Genomic DNA, 14,756 nt, shown 5'->3' on the forward strand with positions numbered 1-14,756 from the left:
GTGGCGGGGTGGCCGTCCCCGACTTCGTCCTCGACCTCCGCGCGCGGATCGGCCACGCGCCGCTCTGGCTCTCGGGGGTGACGGCGGTGATCCTCGACGACGCCCGCGAGCGCGTCCTGCTCATCCGCCGCTCCGACAACGGCGCGTGGACGCCGGTCACCGGGATCATCGACCCGGGTGAGCAGCCGGCCGTCGCCGCGGCGCGCGAGGCGCTCGAGGAGGCGGGAGTCGAGATCCGCGTCGAACGGCTCGCGTCGACCTCGGTGACCGGGGAGGTCGTCTACCCGAACGGCGACCGCAGCCGCTATCTCGACCTCACCTTCGCCTGCCGGCACGTGGCGGGCGACCCGCAGCCGGTCGACGGCGAGGCGAGCGAGGTCGCCTGGTACGCGCTCGACGCGCTGCCGGAGATCTCCCCCGAGATGCGGTGGCGGATCGGGACGGCGCTCGAGGACGGACCCGCTCGATTCCTCACCGAGTGACAGTTCTCCTCGGGGGCGCGGGCTGGTAACGTAGACCCTTGGTTTTCCGTGCGTCCCACCGCACGGGTCGCCCGATGCGCCCCTCTACCGTGTCGGCATCCATCCACTCGACGCACCAGACGAAGGACACGCATGGCCAACATCAAGTCGCAGATCAAGCGCATCGGCACCAACAAGAAGGCGCAGGAGCGCAACAAGGCCGTCAAGAGCGAGATCAAGACCGCCATCCGCTCCACCCGCGAAGCGATCGCCGCGGGCGACGCCGCGAAGGCGGCCGCCGCCCTCAAGGTCGCGACCAAGAAGCTCGACAAGGCGACCAGCAAGGGCGTCATCCACGCGAACCAGGCCGCGAACCGCAAGTCGGCGATCGCGAAGCAGGTCGCCGCGCTGAGCTCCAAGTAGGCTCCCGCACCACGACTCGGAAGCCCCCGATCACTCCGGTGGTCGGGGGCTTCGTGCATGTCGGGTCGCCCGACCGTCGTCACGGCGCGGGCCTCTCGAGCGGGATCGCGTTCCTCAACCGGTTCGCTGCGGTGAGTGCTGATCCTCCCCGCGGGACGCCACGATGCCGACGAGCCGCTCGAGGGCGTACACGGGATCCCGGCCCGCGCCCTTGATCTGCGCGTCGGTGTCGGCGAGCGCCTCGATGACGCGCCCGATGCCCTCGTCGGTCCAGCCCTGCAGGTCGCGCCGCGCCCGGTCGACCTGCCACGGAGCGAGACCGAGCTGCGCCGCGATCTGGTTGCCGCCGCCGCGCGCGCCCGCGACCTTCGCCATGGTGCGGACCTTGCTCGCGAAGGCGGCCACCATCGGCACCGGGTCGGCCCCCGACGCGAGAGCGTGCCGGAGGAGACCGAGCGCCTCGCCGTGGCGCCCCGCGATCGCGGTGTCCGCGACGGCGAACGCTGTCGTCTCGACCCGGCCGCCGTAGTACTTCTCGACCGTCGCCTCGGTGATCTCGGCATCGGTGTCGGCGAGGAGCTGCTGACAGGCGGCCGCCAGCTCAGCCAGGTCGTCGCTGAATGCGGCGACGAGCGCGCGCTGCGCCCCCCCGGTGATCCGACGCCGCGCCGCCGCGAACTCGGCGCTCACGAAGTCGAGCTTGTCGGCGTCGCGCTTGAGCTCGGCGCACACGATCTCGACGCCGCCGCCGAGGCCGCCGCGGATCGCGTCGAGCAGCTTCTTGCCGCGGACCCCGCCCGCGTGCCGGAGCACGAGATACGTGTCGTCGGCGGGGCTCCGGAGGTAGGCCAGCGCCTCCTCGAGGAAGGCGTCGCTTGTCTTCTCCACCCCGTCGACGCGGATCATCCGCGGCTCGGCGAACAGCGACGGACTCGCGAGCGTGAGCAGCTCGCCCGGGGCGTAGGAGCCGGCCTCCAGGTCCGAGACCTCGAGTGTCGGATCCTCGGCGCGCAGGGTGTCGCGGAGCAGCCGGATCGCCCGATCGGCGAGCACCGTCTCGGTGCCGCTCACGAGGACGACGGGGGCGGGTCGCACCCGGTCCCAGGCGAGCTGCGGGATCTTCGCCGCGCTCGGTCGCGACGCCCCGGAGGCGCCGCGGGACGCTCCCCGTCTCGCCGGTGCCGCCATGCGTCGAGCCTACCGGCGGCCGGCGACGCCCGACCGTGGGAGCCGCGTCGACGGCGGCGGCGCGGACCCGCTCCGCTCTGCTCCGCCGCGAGTTCGGGCCCCGTCAACGTCGCCTCTCGTCCGTCGTGCTTCTGCCGCCACACCCGCGCCTCGTGCGGCCGGTCCCCCGGTGCGACGAGCACCATTCCGTCGAGGTCGGTGCGGAGAGGCGTCACGCCGTTCGCGGCGAGCGTGCCGAGCAGCTTCGACGTCGGATGCCCGTAGTCGTTGCCGGCGCCGACGCCGATGAGGCCGAGCGCCGGCCGCAGGGCCGCGTAGAGCTCGGGCGCCTGATCGGCACTGCCGTGGTGGGCGACCTTGACCACGTCGAACCGGCCGGGGTCGCCGAGCCCGAGCAGGCGGTCCTGCGACTCCTCCCCGAGGTCGCCGAGGAGGATGCCGGTGAGGCAGTGCGGGCACGAGGAGTCCGGCACGACGGTGAGGGTCACGCTCGCCGGGTTGCCGGGCTCGACGCCGGTGGGCGGCGGCCAGACGACCCGCCAGCGCAGAGCCCCGAGCGTCCCGTGGTCGCCCATCGCGACCTGGTCGACCCGCGCGCCCCCGCCGCGCAGCTCGTCGGCCAGCCGCGCATCGCCGGGATCGCTCGGCGGCCCGATGAGGACCCGATCGACCCGGCCCGCCACGGCATCCGTGCCGCCGACGTGGTCGAGGTCGTAGTGGGTGAGCACGAGCAGATCGATGCGCCCGATGCCGAGCTCGGTGAGGCACGCGCTGAGCTTCGCCGGGTCGGGTCCGGTGTCGACGAGGCCGACGCGGTCGCCGCTGCGGACGAGGGTCGCGTCGCCCTGCCCGACGTCGCAGAGCCCGATCTCCCAGTCGGCGGGTCGCCCCGCGACGGTGACGGCGTGGACGCCGACGACGCTCGCGAGGTAGCCGACGACGCCGACGAGGAGGACCGCGCGCGCGACGCGTCGGAGCCGCGCGGGTGTTCCGCCGAGGAGCGCGAGGAGCCCGACGACCGTGACCACGACGAGCAGCGCGACCCCGACGATCCCGGGCGGCCACGGGCTCTGCGCGCCCGGCAGGCCCGCCGTGAAGCGCGCCACCGCCCCGATCCACGCAGCGGGGATCCAGGCGAGCCATGCGATCCCCGTCGCGAGCCCGGGCAGCACCGGCGCCACCGCGCAGGCCGCGAGGCCGAGCACCGTGACGACGGGCGCCGCGGGTTCCGCGAGGAGGTTGGCGGCGACCCCGTACACCGGCAATGCGGGGTTGAGCAGCAGGATGACCGGCTGGCAGGCGAGCTGCGCCGCGACGGGCACCGCCAGCAGCAGCGACAATCGGCGCGGGAGCACCCGGGCGACGACGCGGGCGATGGGAGCGGCGAGGAGCAGCAGACCGCCGGTCGCGAGCGCCGAGAGCGCGAATCCGTAGTCGCGCGCGAGCCACGGGTCCGTCGTCAGCAGGACGATCGCGGCGACGCAGAGAAGCGGCAGCCCGCGCGCCGCCCGCCCGAGCCCGAGCGCCGCGAGCGCCACGCCCGCCATCACCGCGGCGCGGATGACGCTGCCCTGCGGTGTCACGAGCACGACGAATCCGACGAGCGCGGCCGCCGCGACGGCGAGGCGGACGAGCCGAGGCAGTCCGAGCGCGGCCGCACCCCACAGCACCAGTCCGACGACGATCGCGCAGTTCGCCCCCGAGACGGCGGTCAGATGCGTGAGCGACGACGCCTTCATGGCCGAGCCGAGGTCCGGAGTGACCTGCGCCGTGTCCCCGATCGCGAGCCCCGGCAGGAGCCGACCCCCGTCCCCGGGGAGGTCCCGCGTCGCACGCACCAGGGCGACCCGCACGGCGTCGGCCGCCCGCAGCAGCGGGGGCGGCCGGTCCGCGATGACCGGATCGCCGCGCGGGAACGCGAGATACGCCACGGCGTCGCCGGCGTCCGCCGACCGCAGGGTCGCGTCGAGTCGCAGGATCTCGCCGATCCGTGCGCTGCGGAGGGCGTGGTCCTCGGCGTCGCCGAGCACCAGGACCGGCACGGACACGGCCGTCGTCGTGGCGCCCGACGTCGCGGCGAGCACCGTCGCCGTGAGCCGCCCCTCGGCCGCCCGCGACGTCGCCTCCACTCGGAGGGTGACGATCCGCCCCGACGCGGCCGCGTCGGCGAGCACGGCGGGCGTGCGGCCGGGCGTCTGCGCCGCGACCGCGGCGGCGACGAGCGCCCCGCCCGCCAGGGCGATGGCGACGAGCGCGAGCACGGAGCGCAGTCCGCGCGCCCGGAGCGCGCAGACCGCGGCGCACGCACCGAAGACGACGGCGATGACGGCAGCGACCCACGCGGGCGCGGCGACGGCGACGCCCGCGACGAGCCACGCGACGACGGCCGCCGGGAGCAGGCGCAGATCCGTCACGGCTCAGACCGTCACGTGCGGCTCGAGCTGGGCGAAGGTCGCGTCGCCGATGCCGCTGACGCTCCGCAGATCCTGGATCGAGCGGAACCGGCCGTTCTCGGTGCGCCAGTCGATGATCTTCTGCGCCGTCGCCGGCCCGACGCGCGGGAGGGTCTCGAGCGTCGCCGCGTCGGCGGTGTTGATGTTGACCTTCGCGCCCGGAGCACCCGCGCCGGACGTACCGGCTCCGGCAGCCGACCCGCCCGCGGCCGGCGCCTCCCCCACGGCCGGGACGACCAGTTGCTCCCCGTCCGCGACGATCCGGGCGAGATTCACGCCTGCCTGATCCGCGGTGGGGGTGAACCCGCCGGCCGCCGCGACGGCGTCCATCACGCGGTCGCCCTCCCGCACCTGGTAGAGGCCGGGCCGGGCGACCTGGCCGACCACCTGCACGTAGACGAGCGCGCTCGACGGTGACGGCCGCGCGCCCGCGAGGCCGCCGGGATCCGCGGAGGGCCCGCCGGAGGCCGCGACAACGGTCGTCCCGCCGTGCGGGGTGAGCGCCGTGACGAGGACGGCCGCCCCGAGCCCGAGCAGCACGAGGACGAGCGCGGCCCCGGCTCCCGCGCGCAGACGCGCGCGACGGGGATCGGGTGCCGGGGTCGCGCTCACCCGGCGACGCTAAGCGGCCGACCTCACGCCCCGGGCCGCACCGACTCGGGGTTGGGGACGGTCAGCTCTTCGTGGCGATGTTGACGACCCGCGGGGCGCGCACGATGACGTTGACGATCTCGCGATCGCCGACCGCGCGCGCGACGCCCGCCGACGCGCGAGCGCGTGCCTCGAGCTCCTCGGCGGCGATCGACGGCGACACCTCGAGCCGGTCGCGCACCTTGCCGTCGACCTGCACGATCGCGGTCACCGACTCCTCCACCAGGAGCGTCGGATCGGGCTTCCGCAGCCCCGCCTCCGCGACCGAGGGCTCGTAGCCGAGCCGCTCCCACATGTCCTCCGCCGTGTAGGGCGCGAAGAGCGACAGCAGCACCGTGACCGCCTCGATCGCCTCGCGCACCGCGGGGTCGCCGGCGCCCGGACCGGCGTCGATCGTCTTGCGGATCTGGTTGACGAGCTCCATGAGCCGCGCGACCACCACGTTGAACTTGAACGCCTCGAGGAGCCCCGGGGCGTCGGCGAGCAGGTGATGCGTCGCACGCCGGAGCGCCGGGTCGCCGCCCTTCCAGTCGACGTCCGGCGAGGTCGTGACCTCCCCCGCGATGCGCCAGGCGCGCGCGAGGAACTTCGCGGATCCCGTCGGCGACACGTCGGCCCAGTCGATGTCGTCCTCCGGCGGCCCGGCGAACGCCATGGTGAGGCGCAGCGCGTCGGCGCCGTGGTCGCGCAGCTCGCTCGCGAACTCGACGAGGTTGCCCTTCGACTTCGACATCTTGGAGCCGTCCATGAGCACCATGCCCTGGTTCAGCACCGCGCTGAACGGCTCCGTGAACGAGATGTAGCCCAGGTCGAACAGGACCTTCGTGATGAAGCGCGCGTAGAGCAGGTGCAGGATCGCGTGCTCGACGCCTCCCACGTACTGGTCGACCGGCGCCCACTTCTCCGCCTCACGCGGGTCGAACGCCTGCGTCTCGTCACGCGGGTTCAGATAGCGCAGGAAGTACCAGGAGCTGTCGACGAAGGTGTCCATCGTGTCCGGGTCGCGGCGCGCGGATCGCCCGTCGGGCAGCGTCGTCTCGACCCAGCCGGTCGCCGCGCCGAGGGGCGACTGCCCCTTCGGCTTGAGGTCGAGCCCCTCCGTCGGCGGCAGCTGTACGGGCAGCTGACCCTCCGGCACCGGGTGCAGCGACCCGTCCTCGGCGTGCAGGATCGGGATCGGGGTGCCCCAGTAGCGCTGCCGCGAGATCAGCCAGTCGCGCAGCCGGTACGTCTTCGCGGCCCGGCCGGTGCCCGCCGACTCCAGCAGCTCGATGACGCGCGCGATCGCGTTCTGCTTGCTGAGGCCGTCGAGCGGGCCGGAGTTGATCATCCGTCCCGGGCCGTTCAGCGCGACCCCCGTCGACACCGGGTCGAGCGGCGGCACGTCGCCGGCCTCGAGCATCTCGGGCGTCACGACCGGGATCGCCCCGGTGATCGCGGCGTTGGTGTCGACGACGACCTTGACCGGGAGCCCGAACTTCAGCGCGAAGTCGAGGTCGCGCTGGTCGTGGGCGGGCACGGCCATGACCGCGCCGTGGCCGTAGTCGGCGAGCACGTAGTCGGCGGCCCAGATGGGGATCCGCTCGCCGTTGACCGGGTTGATCGCGAACCGGCCGAGCGGCACCCCCGTCTTCTCGCGGCCGGCGTCCTGGCGCTCGACCTCGGTCGTCTTCTGCACCTGCTCCAGGTAGTCCTGGAACCGCGCGCGGATCGCCGCGTCGTCCTGCCCCGCGACGAGCTCCGCCGCGAGGTCGGAGTCGGGCGCCACGACCATGAACGTCGCGCCGAACAGCGTGTCGGGTCGCGTCGTGAAGACGGTGACCTTCTCCTGCCGGCCCTCGATCACGAAGTCGACGTCGGCGCCGGTCGAGCGGCCGATCCAATTGCGCTGCATCGCGATGACCTTCGACGGCCACGCGCCCTCGAGCTGGTTCAGGTCGTCGAGGAGCCGGTCGGCGTAGTCGGTGATCTTGAAGTACCACTGGGTCAGCTTCTTCTTGACCACCATGGCGCCGGAGCGCTCGCTGGTGCCGTCCGGCAGCACCTGCTCGTTCGCGAGCACGGTCTGGTCCACCGGGTCCCAGTTGACCCAGCTGTCCTTGCGGTAGGCGAGCCCCTTCTCGTACAGCTTGAGGAACAGCCACTGGTTCCAGCGGTAGTACTCCGGGTCGGAGGTGTGCAGCTCGCGGCTCCAGTCGAAGCTGGTGCCGTACTTCTGGAAGCTCGACTTCTGCTGCGCGATGTTGGCGTAGGTCCACTCGCGCGGGTCGGTGCCCCGCTTGATCGCGGCGTTCTCGGCGGGCAGTCCGAAGCTGTCCCACCCGATCGGGTGCAGCACGTTGAAGCCCTGCTGCCGCCAGTAGCGCGCGACGATGTCGCCGAACGCGAAGGCCTCCGCGTGGCCCATGTGCAGGTCGCCCGAGGGGTACGGGAACATGTCGAGGATGTACTTGCGCGGGCGCGTGTCACCGGGCAGGTCGGCGCGGAACGGCTGGAGGTCCTCCCAGCGCGCCGCCCACTTCTGCATGATCGCCGCGTGGTCGTAGCGCTCGTCGTGGTCCGGACCTGCGTCGCGGGTGGGCTGCTCGTCGGGCATGGCGGAACTCGTTTCGACAGAGGGGAACGCCTCAGCCTAACGAAACGCCGGTGCTAGCGACGGGTGAGCGCCGCGAGCAGGGCGCGGGCCTTGAGCTCGACCTCCGCCAGCTCCGCCGCCGGGTCGGAGAGCGCGGTGATCCCGCCGCCCGCACCGACGGAGGCGCCGCGGCCGTCGACGACGATCGTCCGGATCGTCATGTCGAGCTCGGCCGAGCCGTCGCGGCCGAGCCGGCCGAACGCGCCCGCGTAGGCGCCGCGGTCGGCGCCCTCGAGCTCGTCGAGGAGTTCGATCGCCCGGCGCTTCGGCGTGCCGGTCATCGATCCCGCGGGGAAGCAGGCGGCGATCGCGTCGACGGCGTCGAGCCCGGGGCGGAGCCGACCCTCGACCGTCGAGACGAGCTGATGGACCTGGGGATGCGACTCCACCGCGAAGAGCTCGGTCACGGCGACGTCGCCCGGCCCGCACACCCGCGCGAGGTCGTTGCGCATGAGGTCGACGATCATGAGGTTCTCGGCGCGCTCCTTCTCGTCGCCCGCGAGCTCGGCGGCGAGTCGGGCATCCACGACCGGGTCGGGATCGCGGGGCCGGGTGCCCTTGATCGGCCGGGTCCGCACGACGCCGTCCGCGACCTCGAGGAACCGCTCGGGCGTCGCGCTGAGGAGCGTCACGCCCCCGGTGCGCAGGATCCCACCGCGCCCGGTCGCGCTCGACGCGCGGAGCACCGCGTAGGTGGCGAGCGCATCGATGGCGCCCTCGACCCCGTAGTCGGTCGTGAGACACAGCAGGTACGCGTCCCCGCGCGCGATGGCCTCCTGACAGTGCGCGATCTTCGCGAGATAGGCCGCGTCGTCATCCCGTCGAGTCGTGCCTTTCCGCGGGTCCAGCGGCTCAGACCGGCGGTTTCGCACGATTCGAGGCGGGTCCGATCGAGGCGCCGGGTCGCGGACCTCGAACTCGCGCTCGACGCGGAGGAACGCGGCCGGAGGGCGGCCCGACGGGCGGGCGAGCCGCATCCCCATCGTCTCCGCGCGCAGCTCGTAGTCGAGGCGGCCGACGAGGCCGAGCGGGGCGTCCGCGAGGGCGGCGCGGAGGCCCGGCAGCACGGCTCCCGGGGCCATCGGCACCGGGGTCCCGTGTCCGATCCGGCTGAGCCCGCCCGGGCCGCCGTCGAGCCAGTAGACGTCCTCATGCTCGGCCCAGAGCCGCGCGAAGAGCCGCTCCGGCGGTATCTCCCCCTCGGGGTGGATGCGCTCCGAGGTCGCCTGCATACCCTTGACCCTATGAGCGCGCCGAGTGCCTCCCGATGGCGGGACGGACGGTTCGAGCCGCTGGACGCCTGCGAGGTCCGGCCGGTGCGGTTGCTCGCGGCCGACTCGTGGCTCCTGCGCGACGGCGCGGTGGTCGAGCTCGAGGCGCACCGTCGGCGGTTCCTGAGGTCGCTGCCGGCGGAGGTCGACGGCACAGGATTCTGGGACGCGGCGATCGCCGAACTCCCCCGGTCCGGGGCGTGGTTCCCGCGCCTCGAGCTCCGCAGCGTCGGGTTCCCCGGCGACGATCGCCGCGAGCTCGCCCTGCGGCTGCGCCCCGCGCCCGAGCTCCGGCAGGAGATCGCGCTCGTGACGCACGACGCCCGCGATCCGCGCGCCGAGCCCCTCATCAAGGGCCCCGATCTCGAGGCCCTCACCCGCGTCCGCACGCTCGCGCAGGCCCGGACCGCCGACGACGCCGCCCTCCTGTCCGCCGACGGCCGCGTCGCCGAGACCACGACCGCCCACCTCGTGTGGTGGCGCGGCGACGTGCTGTGCGCGGCCGATCCTGCGATCCCGCAGCTGCCGGGCGTGACCGTCGGGGCGCTCACCCGTCTGGCTGGGGCTCACGGCGTCGAGCTGCGAGCGGAGCGGGCGACGGCCGCCGATCTCGCGGGCACGGAGGTCTGGGCGCTCAACGCGCTGCACGGCATCCGCGTGGTCACGACCTGGCACGGCGGGCCGTCGCTCGTTCACGAGCCCGGGCGGGCCGAGCTCTGGCGCGAGCGGCTCGGGACGCTGCGGCACCCGCTCCCCCAGGCGGTGACCGCATGAACTGGCTCGGCGACGTGCTCGCCTCGATCGGCGCCTTCTTCGGCGGGATCAACGACCTCGTGAACCAGTCGCTCATGTGGCTGCTCGCCACCGTGCAGGGCGTCGACCCCGTGCTCCGCACGCTCATCGCGGCCGTGGGGATGTTCTGCGAGACGTCGATCCTCATCGGCCTGCTGATCCCGGGCGACACGATCGTCATCGTCGCGAGCACGGCCGTGTCGTCCCCGCTGGAGTACATCGCGCTCCTGCTCGCGGTGATCGCCGGGTCGCTCGCGGGCGAATCCCTCGGATTCGCGCTCGGGCGCTGGTTCGGCCACGGCATCCGGCACTCGCGGCTCGGACGGCGGATCGGGGAGGCCAACTGGATGCGCGCCGAGCGCTACGTCCGCCGCCGCGGCGGTCCCGCGGTGTTCGTGTCGCGCTTCCTGCCGGTGCTGCACTCGCTCGTACCGCTGACCGCCGGCGCGGCCGAGATGACCTACAGCCGGTTCATCGCGTGGACGGCGCCGGCCTGCGCGGTGTGGGCGACGCTCTACGTCACCTTCGGCACCCTCGCGGCCGGGAGCGTCCGCCGCCTGGCCGGGCAGATCCACTTCATCGGGTACCTCTTCGTGGGCGTCGTCATCGTGTTCCTCGTCGCCGTCGTCGTGGTGCGCAAGCTCGTCGAGCGGCACCAGGCGCGGCACTGGGGCGAGGACGACGACGACACGGGGAAGCGGGTCGAGTAGCCGGCACTGCCAACGTGTCGAGACCTCATCGCACGATGGTCTCGATACGTCGGCTGCGCCGACTACTCGACCCGCTCGGGTGCTACTTGGTGAAGCCGTTCTTCTTCAGCCAGTCGGCGGCGACCGTCTTCGGGTCGGCCTTGGCGTCGCCGCTGATCTGCGTGTTGAAATCGAGCAGGTCATCGGTCGTCAGCTTCGCCGACACCTTGTTGAGGGTCGCCTTGACCTTGTCGGAGAGCTTCGCCGTCGTGACGATCGGCACGACCTGCTGCGAGGCGAAGAGGTTCTTCGGGTCCTCGAGCGTGACCAGCTTGTTCTCCTTGATCGACGGGGTGGTCGAGTAGATGTCGGCCACCTGCGTCGTGCCGTCGAGCAGGGCCTTCAGCGTCGCGGGGCCGCCGCCGTCGTTGATCGGCGAGAACGTGATGTTGTTCAGGCCGTAGACGCTCTTGAGGCCGGGGATGCCGTCGGGTCGGGTCTCGAACTCCGGGTTCGCGGTCACCGTGACCGACGGGAGCTTCGCGAGGTCGGCGATCGACTTCAGGTCGTTCTTGGACGCGAAGTCCGACGTCACGTTGAGCGAGTCGGAGTCGGCCGCCTCGGCGAAGTCGGTCGCCGAAAGACCCTTGGGGAGCTTCGCGTCGAGAGCGGACTTGACCTCGCTGCTCGACTTCTGGTTGGCGTTCTTGTCGAGGAACGAGAGGATGCTGCCCGCGTACTCCGGGATCAGGTTCACCTCGCCCTTCTCGAGCGCGGGGATGTACGCCGCGCGAGCGCCGATGTTCACCTTGTAGGAGACCTTGACGCCGTCGGCCTCGAGCGCCTGGCCGTAGACGTAGGCGAGGGCGACGTTCTCGGGGAAGTTGGCGGAGCCGACGGTCAGGCTGTCGCTGCTGCCGCTGTCGCCCGACCCCCCGCCCAGGCTGTTGCCGGTGGAGCATCCCGCCAGCGTCAGACCGACGGCCACTGCCGCAGCGGCCGCCGCGATCATGCCTCTGTGGAACCTCTTCATGACTGCATACCTTCCTGGAGGGGCGTGGGCCCCGTGGCGGCCGCGAGCCGGGATGCCCGGCGGCCCTTCTTCGGCGACGCCGAATCCGTCGGGTCGCGAGGCACACCTCGCGGCGCGACGAGTCGTTGGACGAGCGCGAGGAGCCCGTCGATGATCAGGCACAGCACGGTCACGAGGATCGCGCCGGCCAGGAGCTGCACGAAGTCGTTCTGTGCGAGCCCGTTGATGAGGTAGATGCCGAGGCCGCCGAACGCGAACGCCGAGGCGACCGTCGTGGTGGCGATGACCTGGAGCACCGTCGAGCGGAATCCGCCGACGATGAGGCCGGCCGCGAGCGGGATCTCGACCCGGAGGATGATCTGCCACTCCGTCATGCCGAGGGCGCGCGCGGCGTCGATCGTCGTGCGGTCGACCGCTTCGAGACCTGCGTAGGCGCCGGCCAGCATCGGCGGGATCCCCAGGACGACGAGCACGATGACGATCGGGGTCGAGTTGATGCCGATCGCGAGCAACAGGATCGAGAGCAGGCCGAGGGTGGGGAGGGCCCGTGCGACGTTCGAGGCGAGGATCGCCGCGGTCCGCCCTCGGCCGGTGTGCCCGATCAGCACCCCCAGCGGGAGCGCGATGACCACGACGATCACCACGCTGACGAGCGAGATTCCAAGCGTCTCGCCGATGCGTTGGAGGATCGCCGGATGACCTCCACCGGCCGCGCCGAGCCAGTGCGACCCGTCGAGGATCCAGGCGAACGCCTGCACGAAGATCACAGGTTCACCCCCTGGGGCGAAGGGCGCATCCAGCTCGGGCGCTCGGCGGAGCGCCGTGCACCCCGGTTCCACGGCATGAGCAGCCGACCGAGCAGGTTGAGGATGACATCGAAGACCGCGGCCAGCAGCAGGACGGCCACGATGCCGACGATCGCCTCGCTCAGGAACTGCCGCTGGAACGCGTCGGTGAAGAACGAGCCGAGGTTCTCGATCCCGATGAGCGCGCCGACGCTGGCCAGACTGACGGTGCTGACCGACACCACGCGCACGCCGGCGAGGAGCACGGGGCCCGCGAGAGGCAGCTCGACCGAGAAGAAGCGTTGCACGGGCGAGAAGCCGATCGCCCGCGCCGATCCCGCCACGTCACGGGGGACGGAGGCGAACGCGTCCGACGCCGATCGCACCATGATCGCGAGCGCGTAGAGGGTGAGGGCGATGACGAGGTTGGTGGGATCGAGGATCGCCCCACCGAGCACGACCGGCACGAAGACCAGCAGCGCGATGGCGGGGATCGTGTAGACGATGTTGCCGACGACGAGGAGCACGGAGCGGGCGACGGTCGAGCGGCTCGCCCAGTAGCCGAGGGGGATGGAGATCAGGAAGCCGATCACGATCGCGGGTGCGGTGAGCCCCACGTGCTCCAGCACGCGACCCCAGATCAGCCCGGCGTTCGCCCCGATCCATCCCCAGTTCATCAGGCGTCGCCCGCCTGGTCGGTCTTGTTGGAGACGCTGCGCGATTTGGGCCCCGCGTCCGAGACCGCGAGCCGTCCGCCGGGCGCGGCGATGACGCCGACCGGGTAGCCGCCGGCGTCGACGAGCACGCGGTCGTCGCCCTGCTCCGGCGCAGCGGGGCTCACCGAGAGCCGGCGCTTGCCGCGGTCGGCGCCGATGAAGCTGGCCACGAACTCCGTTGCGGGGTTCGTGAGGATCTCGGTCGGCGTGCCCTTCTGCACGATGTGGCCGCCGCGCTCGAGCACGACGACCTGGTCGCCGAGGAGGAACGCCTCGTCGATGTCGTGCGAGACGAAGACGATCGTCTTGGCGAGGTCCTTCTGGATGCGCAGGACCTCCTGCTGGAGCTCGTCGCGCACGATCGGGTCGACGGCGCTGAACGGCTCGTCCATGAGCAGGATGTTGGGGTCGACGGCGAGGCCGCGGGCGACGCCGACGCGCTGCTGCTGTCCGCCGGAGAGCTGGGCCGGGTACCGGTCGGCGAGCCGGCGCTCGAGGCCGACCACGTCCATGAGATCGAGGGCGCGCCGGCGGGCGTCGGCCTTCGAGACGCCGGTCAGCCGCGGCACGGTCGTGATGTTGTCGAGGACGGTGCGGTGCGGCAGCAGGCCCGAGTTCTGCATCACATAGCCGATTCCGCGCCGGAGCTGCACGGGCTCGCTCGTCGCGACGTCGACGCCGTCGATCTCGACCGACCCGCTTGTGGGGTCGACCATGCGGTTGATCATCCGCATCAGGGTCGTCTTGCCCGAGCCGCTCGACCCGACGAGGACCGTGATCTGCCGCGCGGGGATCTGCAGGGAGAAGTCCTGCACCGCGTGCGTGCCGTCCGGGTACGTCTTGGTGACGGAGCGGAACTCGATCATCGGGCCTGCTCCTCGCTGCCGTGGGTCGGGGTGGTCCGAAGACTATTGGAGCCCACCGACAACCCCGCGCGGGTCGTCACACAGGGAAACTCAGCGCGCGCTCAGATATTCCCCGAGCAGCTGAGAACTGATCTTCGGCCCCTGGCCGAGGAACGCCGCGGACCCTCCGGCATCGCGCGCGAAGGCCCGCGCCGCCAGCGCGTCGAGCGCGACGATGGCACTCTCCATCGCGACCGGCAGGTCCTTGTGCGCCGCGATCCCGAACCGCGCCGTCAGCGCCTCGACCAGGGTCTCGGCCAGCACGGAGTAGGCGGGCGAGCCCTCGGCGGGGCGCAGATCGATCACGTCGCCGAAGCGGAGGGAGGCGAAGCCCGGCTCGCTGCGGAACGCGTCGACCAGGACCGCGACCGCGCCGTGGAAGGCGGCCATGGCGTCGTGGTGACGCTCGTCGGCGACGTCGGCCAGGATGCGCGCGGTGACACGGTCGGCATTGCGGGCGGCCAGGCTCTGCAGCACGGCGATGCGGTCGGGGAAGTAGCGGTACACGGTGCCGATCGAGGCGCCGGCGCGCTCGGCCACCATCGCGGTGGTCAGGCGCTCGTAGCCGATCTCGTCGACGACGGCCGCCGCGGCATCGAGCAGCGCCGTCAGCCGGGCGGCGGAGCGCGCCTGCACCGGCTCGTTGCGGATGAGCCCGGCGGCGTCGCTGCGCGACGGCGCCTGTTGAGTCTCGATCACGGTGGTGTCCTCTCAGCCCAGCCGGGCGGTGGCAACGCCCCCGCTCCGATTGCGT

14 protein-coding genes are annotated in these 14,756 nt (G+C 72.5%); 4 read left to right on the forward strand and 10 right to left on the reverse strand.

Annotation, left to right across the window (positions count from 1 at the left end):
- Positions 1-8 precede the first annotated feature (8 nt).
- On the forward strand, positions 9-482 hold the full coding sequence (locus ACTHM3_RS01740; protein ID WP_440404363.1) for an NUDIX hydrolase: 474 nt from the start codon (positions 9-11) through the stop codon (positions 480-482).
- A gap of 132 nt (positions 483-614) precedes the next feature.
- Entirely contained in the window at positions 615-884 is a 270-nt protein-coding gene (gene rpsT / locus ACTHM3_RS01745) for a 30S ribosomal protein S20 (RefSeq protein ID WP_440404364.1), read from the forward strand.
- 114 nt (positions 885-998) lie between these two features.
- Here the strand turns inward: rpsT and holA are convergent, their stop codons facing one another.
- The 5 genes from holA to ACTHM3_RS01770 form a co-directional block, all read right to left on the reverse strand.
- The gene (holA, locus tag ACTHM3_RS01750) at positions 999-1,979 is read right to left on the reverse strand and encodes a DNA polymerase III subunit delta (RefSeq protein ID WP_440404365.1); all 981 of its coding nucleotides are present in this window, start codon (positions 1,977-1,979) and stop codon (positions 999-1,001) included.
- Positions 1,952-4,486, reverse strand: a complete 2,535-nt coding sequence (locus ACTHM3_RS01755) for a ComEC/Rec2 family competence protein (protein WP_440404366.1) — start codon at positions 4,484-4,486, stop codon at positions 1,952-1,954. Before ACTHM3_RS01755 ends, holA begins: the two co-directional genes overlap by 28 nt.
- Positions 4,487-4,489: 3 nt before the next feature.
- Entirely contained in the window at positions 4,490-5,137 is a 648-nt protein-coding gene (locus ACTHM3_RS01760; protein WP_440404367.1) for a helix-hairpin-helix domain-containing protein, read from the reverse strand.
- A 61-nt stretch (positions 5,138-5,198) separates the two neighbouring features.
- Positions 5,199-7,772 (reverse strand): leucine--tRNA ligase, encoded by a 2,574-nt coding sequence (leuS, locus tag ACTHM3_RS01765; RefSeq protein WP_440404368.1) that lies wholly within the window; start codon positions 7,770-7,772, stop codon positions 5,199-5,201.
- A 53-nt stretch (positions 7,773-7,825) separates the two neighbouring features.
- Entirely contained in the window at positions 7,826-9,043 is a 1,218-nt protein-coding gene (locus tag ACTHM3_RS01770) for an anthranilate synthase component I family protein (RefSeq protein ID WP_440404369.1), read from the reverse strand.
- A gap of 12 nt (positions 9,044-9,055) precedes the next feature.
- Between ACTHM3_RS01770 and ACTHM3_RS01775 the strand changes: the two genes are divergently transcribed.
- Positions 9,056-9,856, forward strand: a complete 801-nt coding sequence (locus tag ACTHM3_RS01775) for an aminotransferase class IV (protein WP_440404370.1) — start codon at positions 9,056-9,058, stop codon at positions 9,854-9,856.
- Positions 9,857-9,915: 59 nt separating this feature from the next.
- Positions 9,916-10,584: a DedA family protein gene (locus ACTHM3_RS01780; protein WP_440404418.1), complete on the forward strand. Its 669-nt coding sequence runs from the start codon at positions 9,916-9,918 to the stop codon at positions 10,582-10,584.
- Positions 10,585-10,666: 82 nt separating this feature from the next.
- Here the strand turns inward: ACTHM3_RS01780 and ACTHM3_RS01785 are convergent, their stop codons facing one another.
- From ACTHM3_RS01785 to ACTHM3_RS01805, 5 genes are all read right to left on the reverse strand, one after another.
- The gene (locus ACTHM3_RS01785) at positions 10,667-11,575 is read right to left on the reverse strand and encodes an ABC transporter substrate-binding protein (RefSeq protein WP_440404371.1); all 909 of its coding nucleotides are present in this window, start codon (positions 11,573-11,575) and stop codon (positions 10,667-10,669) included.
- 17 nt (positions 11,576-11,592) lie between these two features.
- A complete protein-coding gene (locus ACTHM3_RS01790) occupies positions 11,593-12,363 on the reverse strand; it encodes an ABC transporter permease (RefSeq protein WP_440404372.1) in 771 nt (256 codons plus the stop codon).
- Positions 12,360-13,058: an ABC transporter permease gene (locus ACTHM3_RS01795; protein ID WP_440404373.1), complete on the reverse strand. Its 699-nt coding sequence runs from the start codon at positions 13,056-13,058 to the stop codon at positions 12,360-12,362. The genes ACTHM3_RS01790 and ACTHM3_RS01795 overlap by 4 nt, the downstream gene beginning before the upstream one ends.
- Positions 13,058-13,963: an ABC transporter ATP-binding protein gene (locus ACTHM3_RS01800; protein WP_440404374.1), complete on the reverse strand. Its 906-nt coding sequence runs from the start codon at positions 13,961-13,963 to the stop codon at positions 13,058-13,060. The genes ACTHM3_RS01795 and ACTHM3_RS01800 overlap by 1 nt, the downstream gene beginning before the upstream one ends.
- 90 nt (positions 13,964-14,053) lie before the next feature.
- Positions 14,054-14,701 (reverse strand): TetR/AcrR family transcriptional regulator, encoded by a 648-nt coding sequence (locus ACTHM3_RS01805; RefSeq protein WP_440404375.1) that lies wholly within the window; start codon positions 14,699-14,701, stop codon positions 14,054-14,056.
- Positions 14,702-14,756 lie beyond the last annotated feature (55 nt).

Origin of the sequence: Pseudolysinimonas sp., assembly GCF_051954455.1 — a bacterium.
GTDB lineage: Bacteria > Actinomycetota > Actinomycetes > Actinomycetales > Microbacteriaceae > Pseudolysinimonas.

Bases quoted from the DNA above. Each gene is read 5' to 3' on its own strand.
- rpsT (WP_440404364.1), top strand. From the start codon at position 615: ATGGCCAACATCAAGTCGCAGATCAAGCGCATCGGCACCAACAAGAAG.
- ACTHM3_RS01775 (WP_440404370.1), top strand. From the start codon at position 9,056: ATGAGCGCGCCGAGTGCCTCCCGATGGCGGGACGGACGGTTCGAGCCG.
- ACTHM3_RS01770 (WP_440404369.1), bottom strand. From the start codon at position 9,043: ATGCAGGCGACCTCGGAGCGCATCCACCCCGAGGGGGAGATACCGCCG.
- ACTHM3_RS01785 (WP_440404371.1), bottom strand. From the start codon at position 11,575: ATGATCGCGGCGGCCGCTGCGGCAGTGGCCGTCGGTCTGACGCTGGCG.
- ACTHM3_RS01795 (WP_440404373.1), bottom strand. From the start codon at position 13,058: ATGAACTGGGGATGGATCGGGGCGAACGCCGGGCTGATCTGGGGTCGC.
- leuS (WP_440404368.1), bottom strand. From the start codon at position 7,772: ATGCCCGACGAGCAGCCCACCCGCGACGCAGGTCCGGACCACGACGAG.
- ACTHM3_RS01800 (WP_440404374.1), bottom strand. From the start codon at position 13,963: ATGATCGAGTTCCGCTCCGTCACCAAGACGTACCCGGACGGCACGCAC.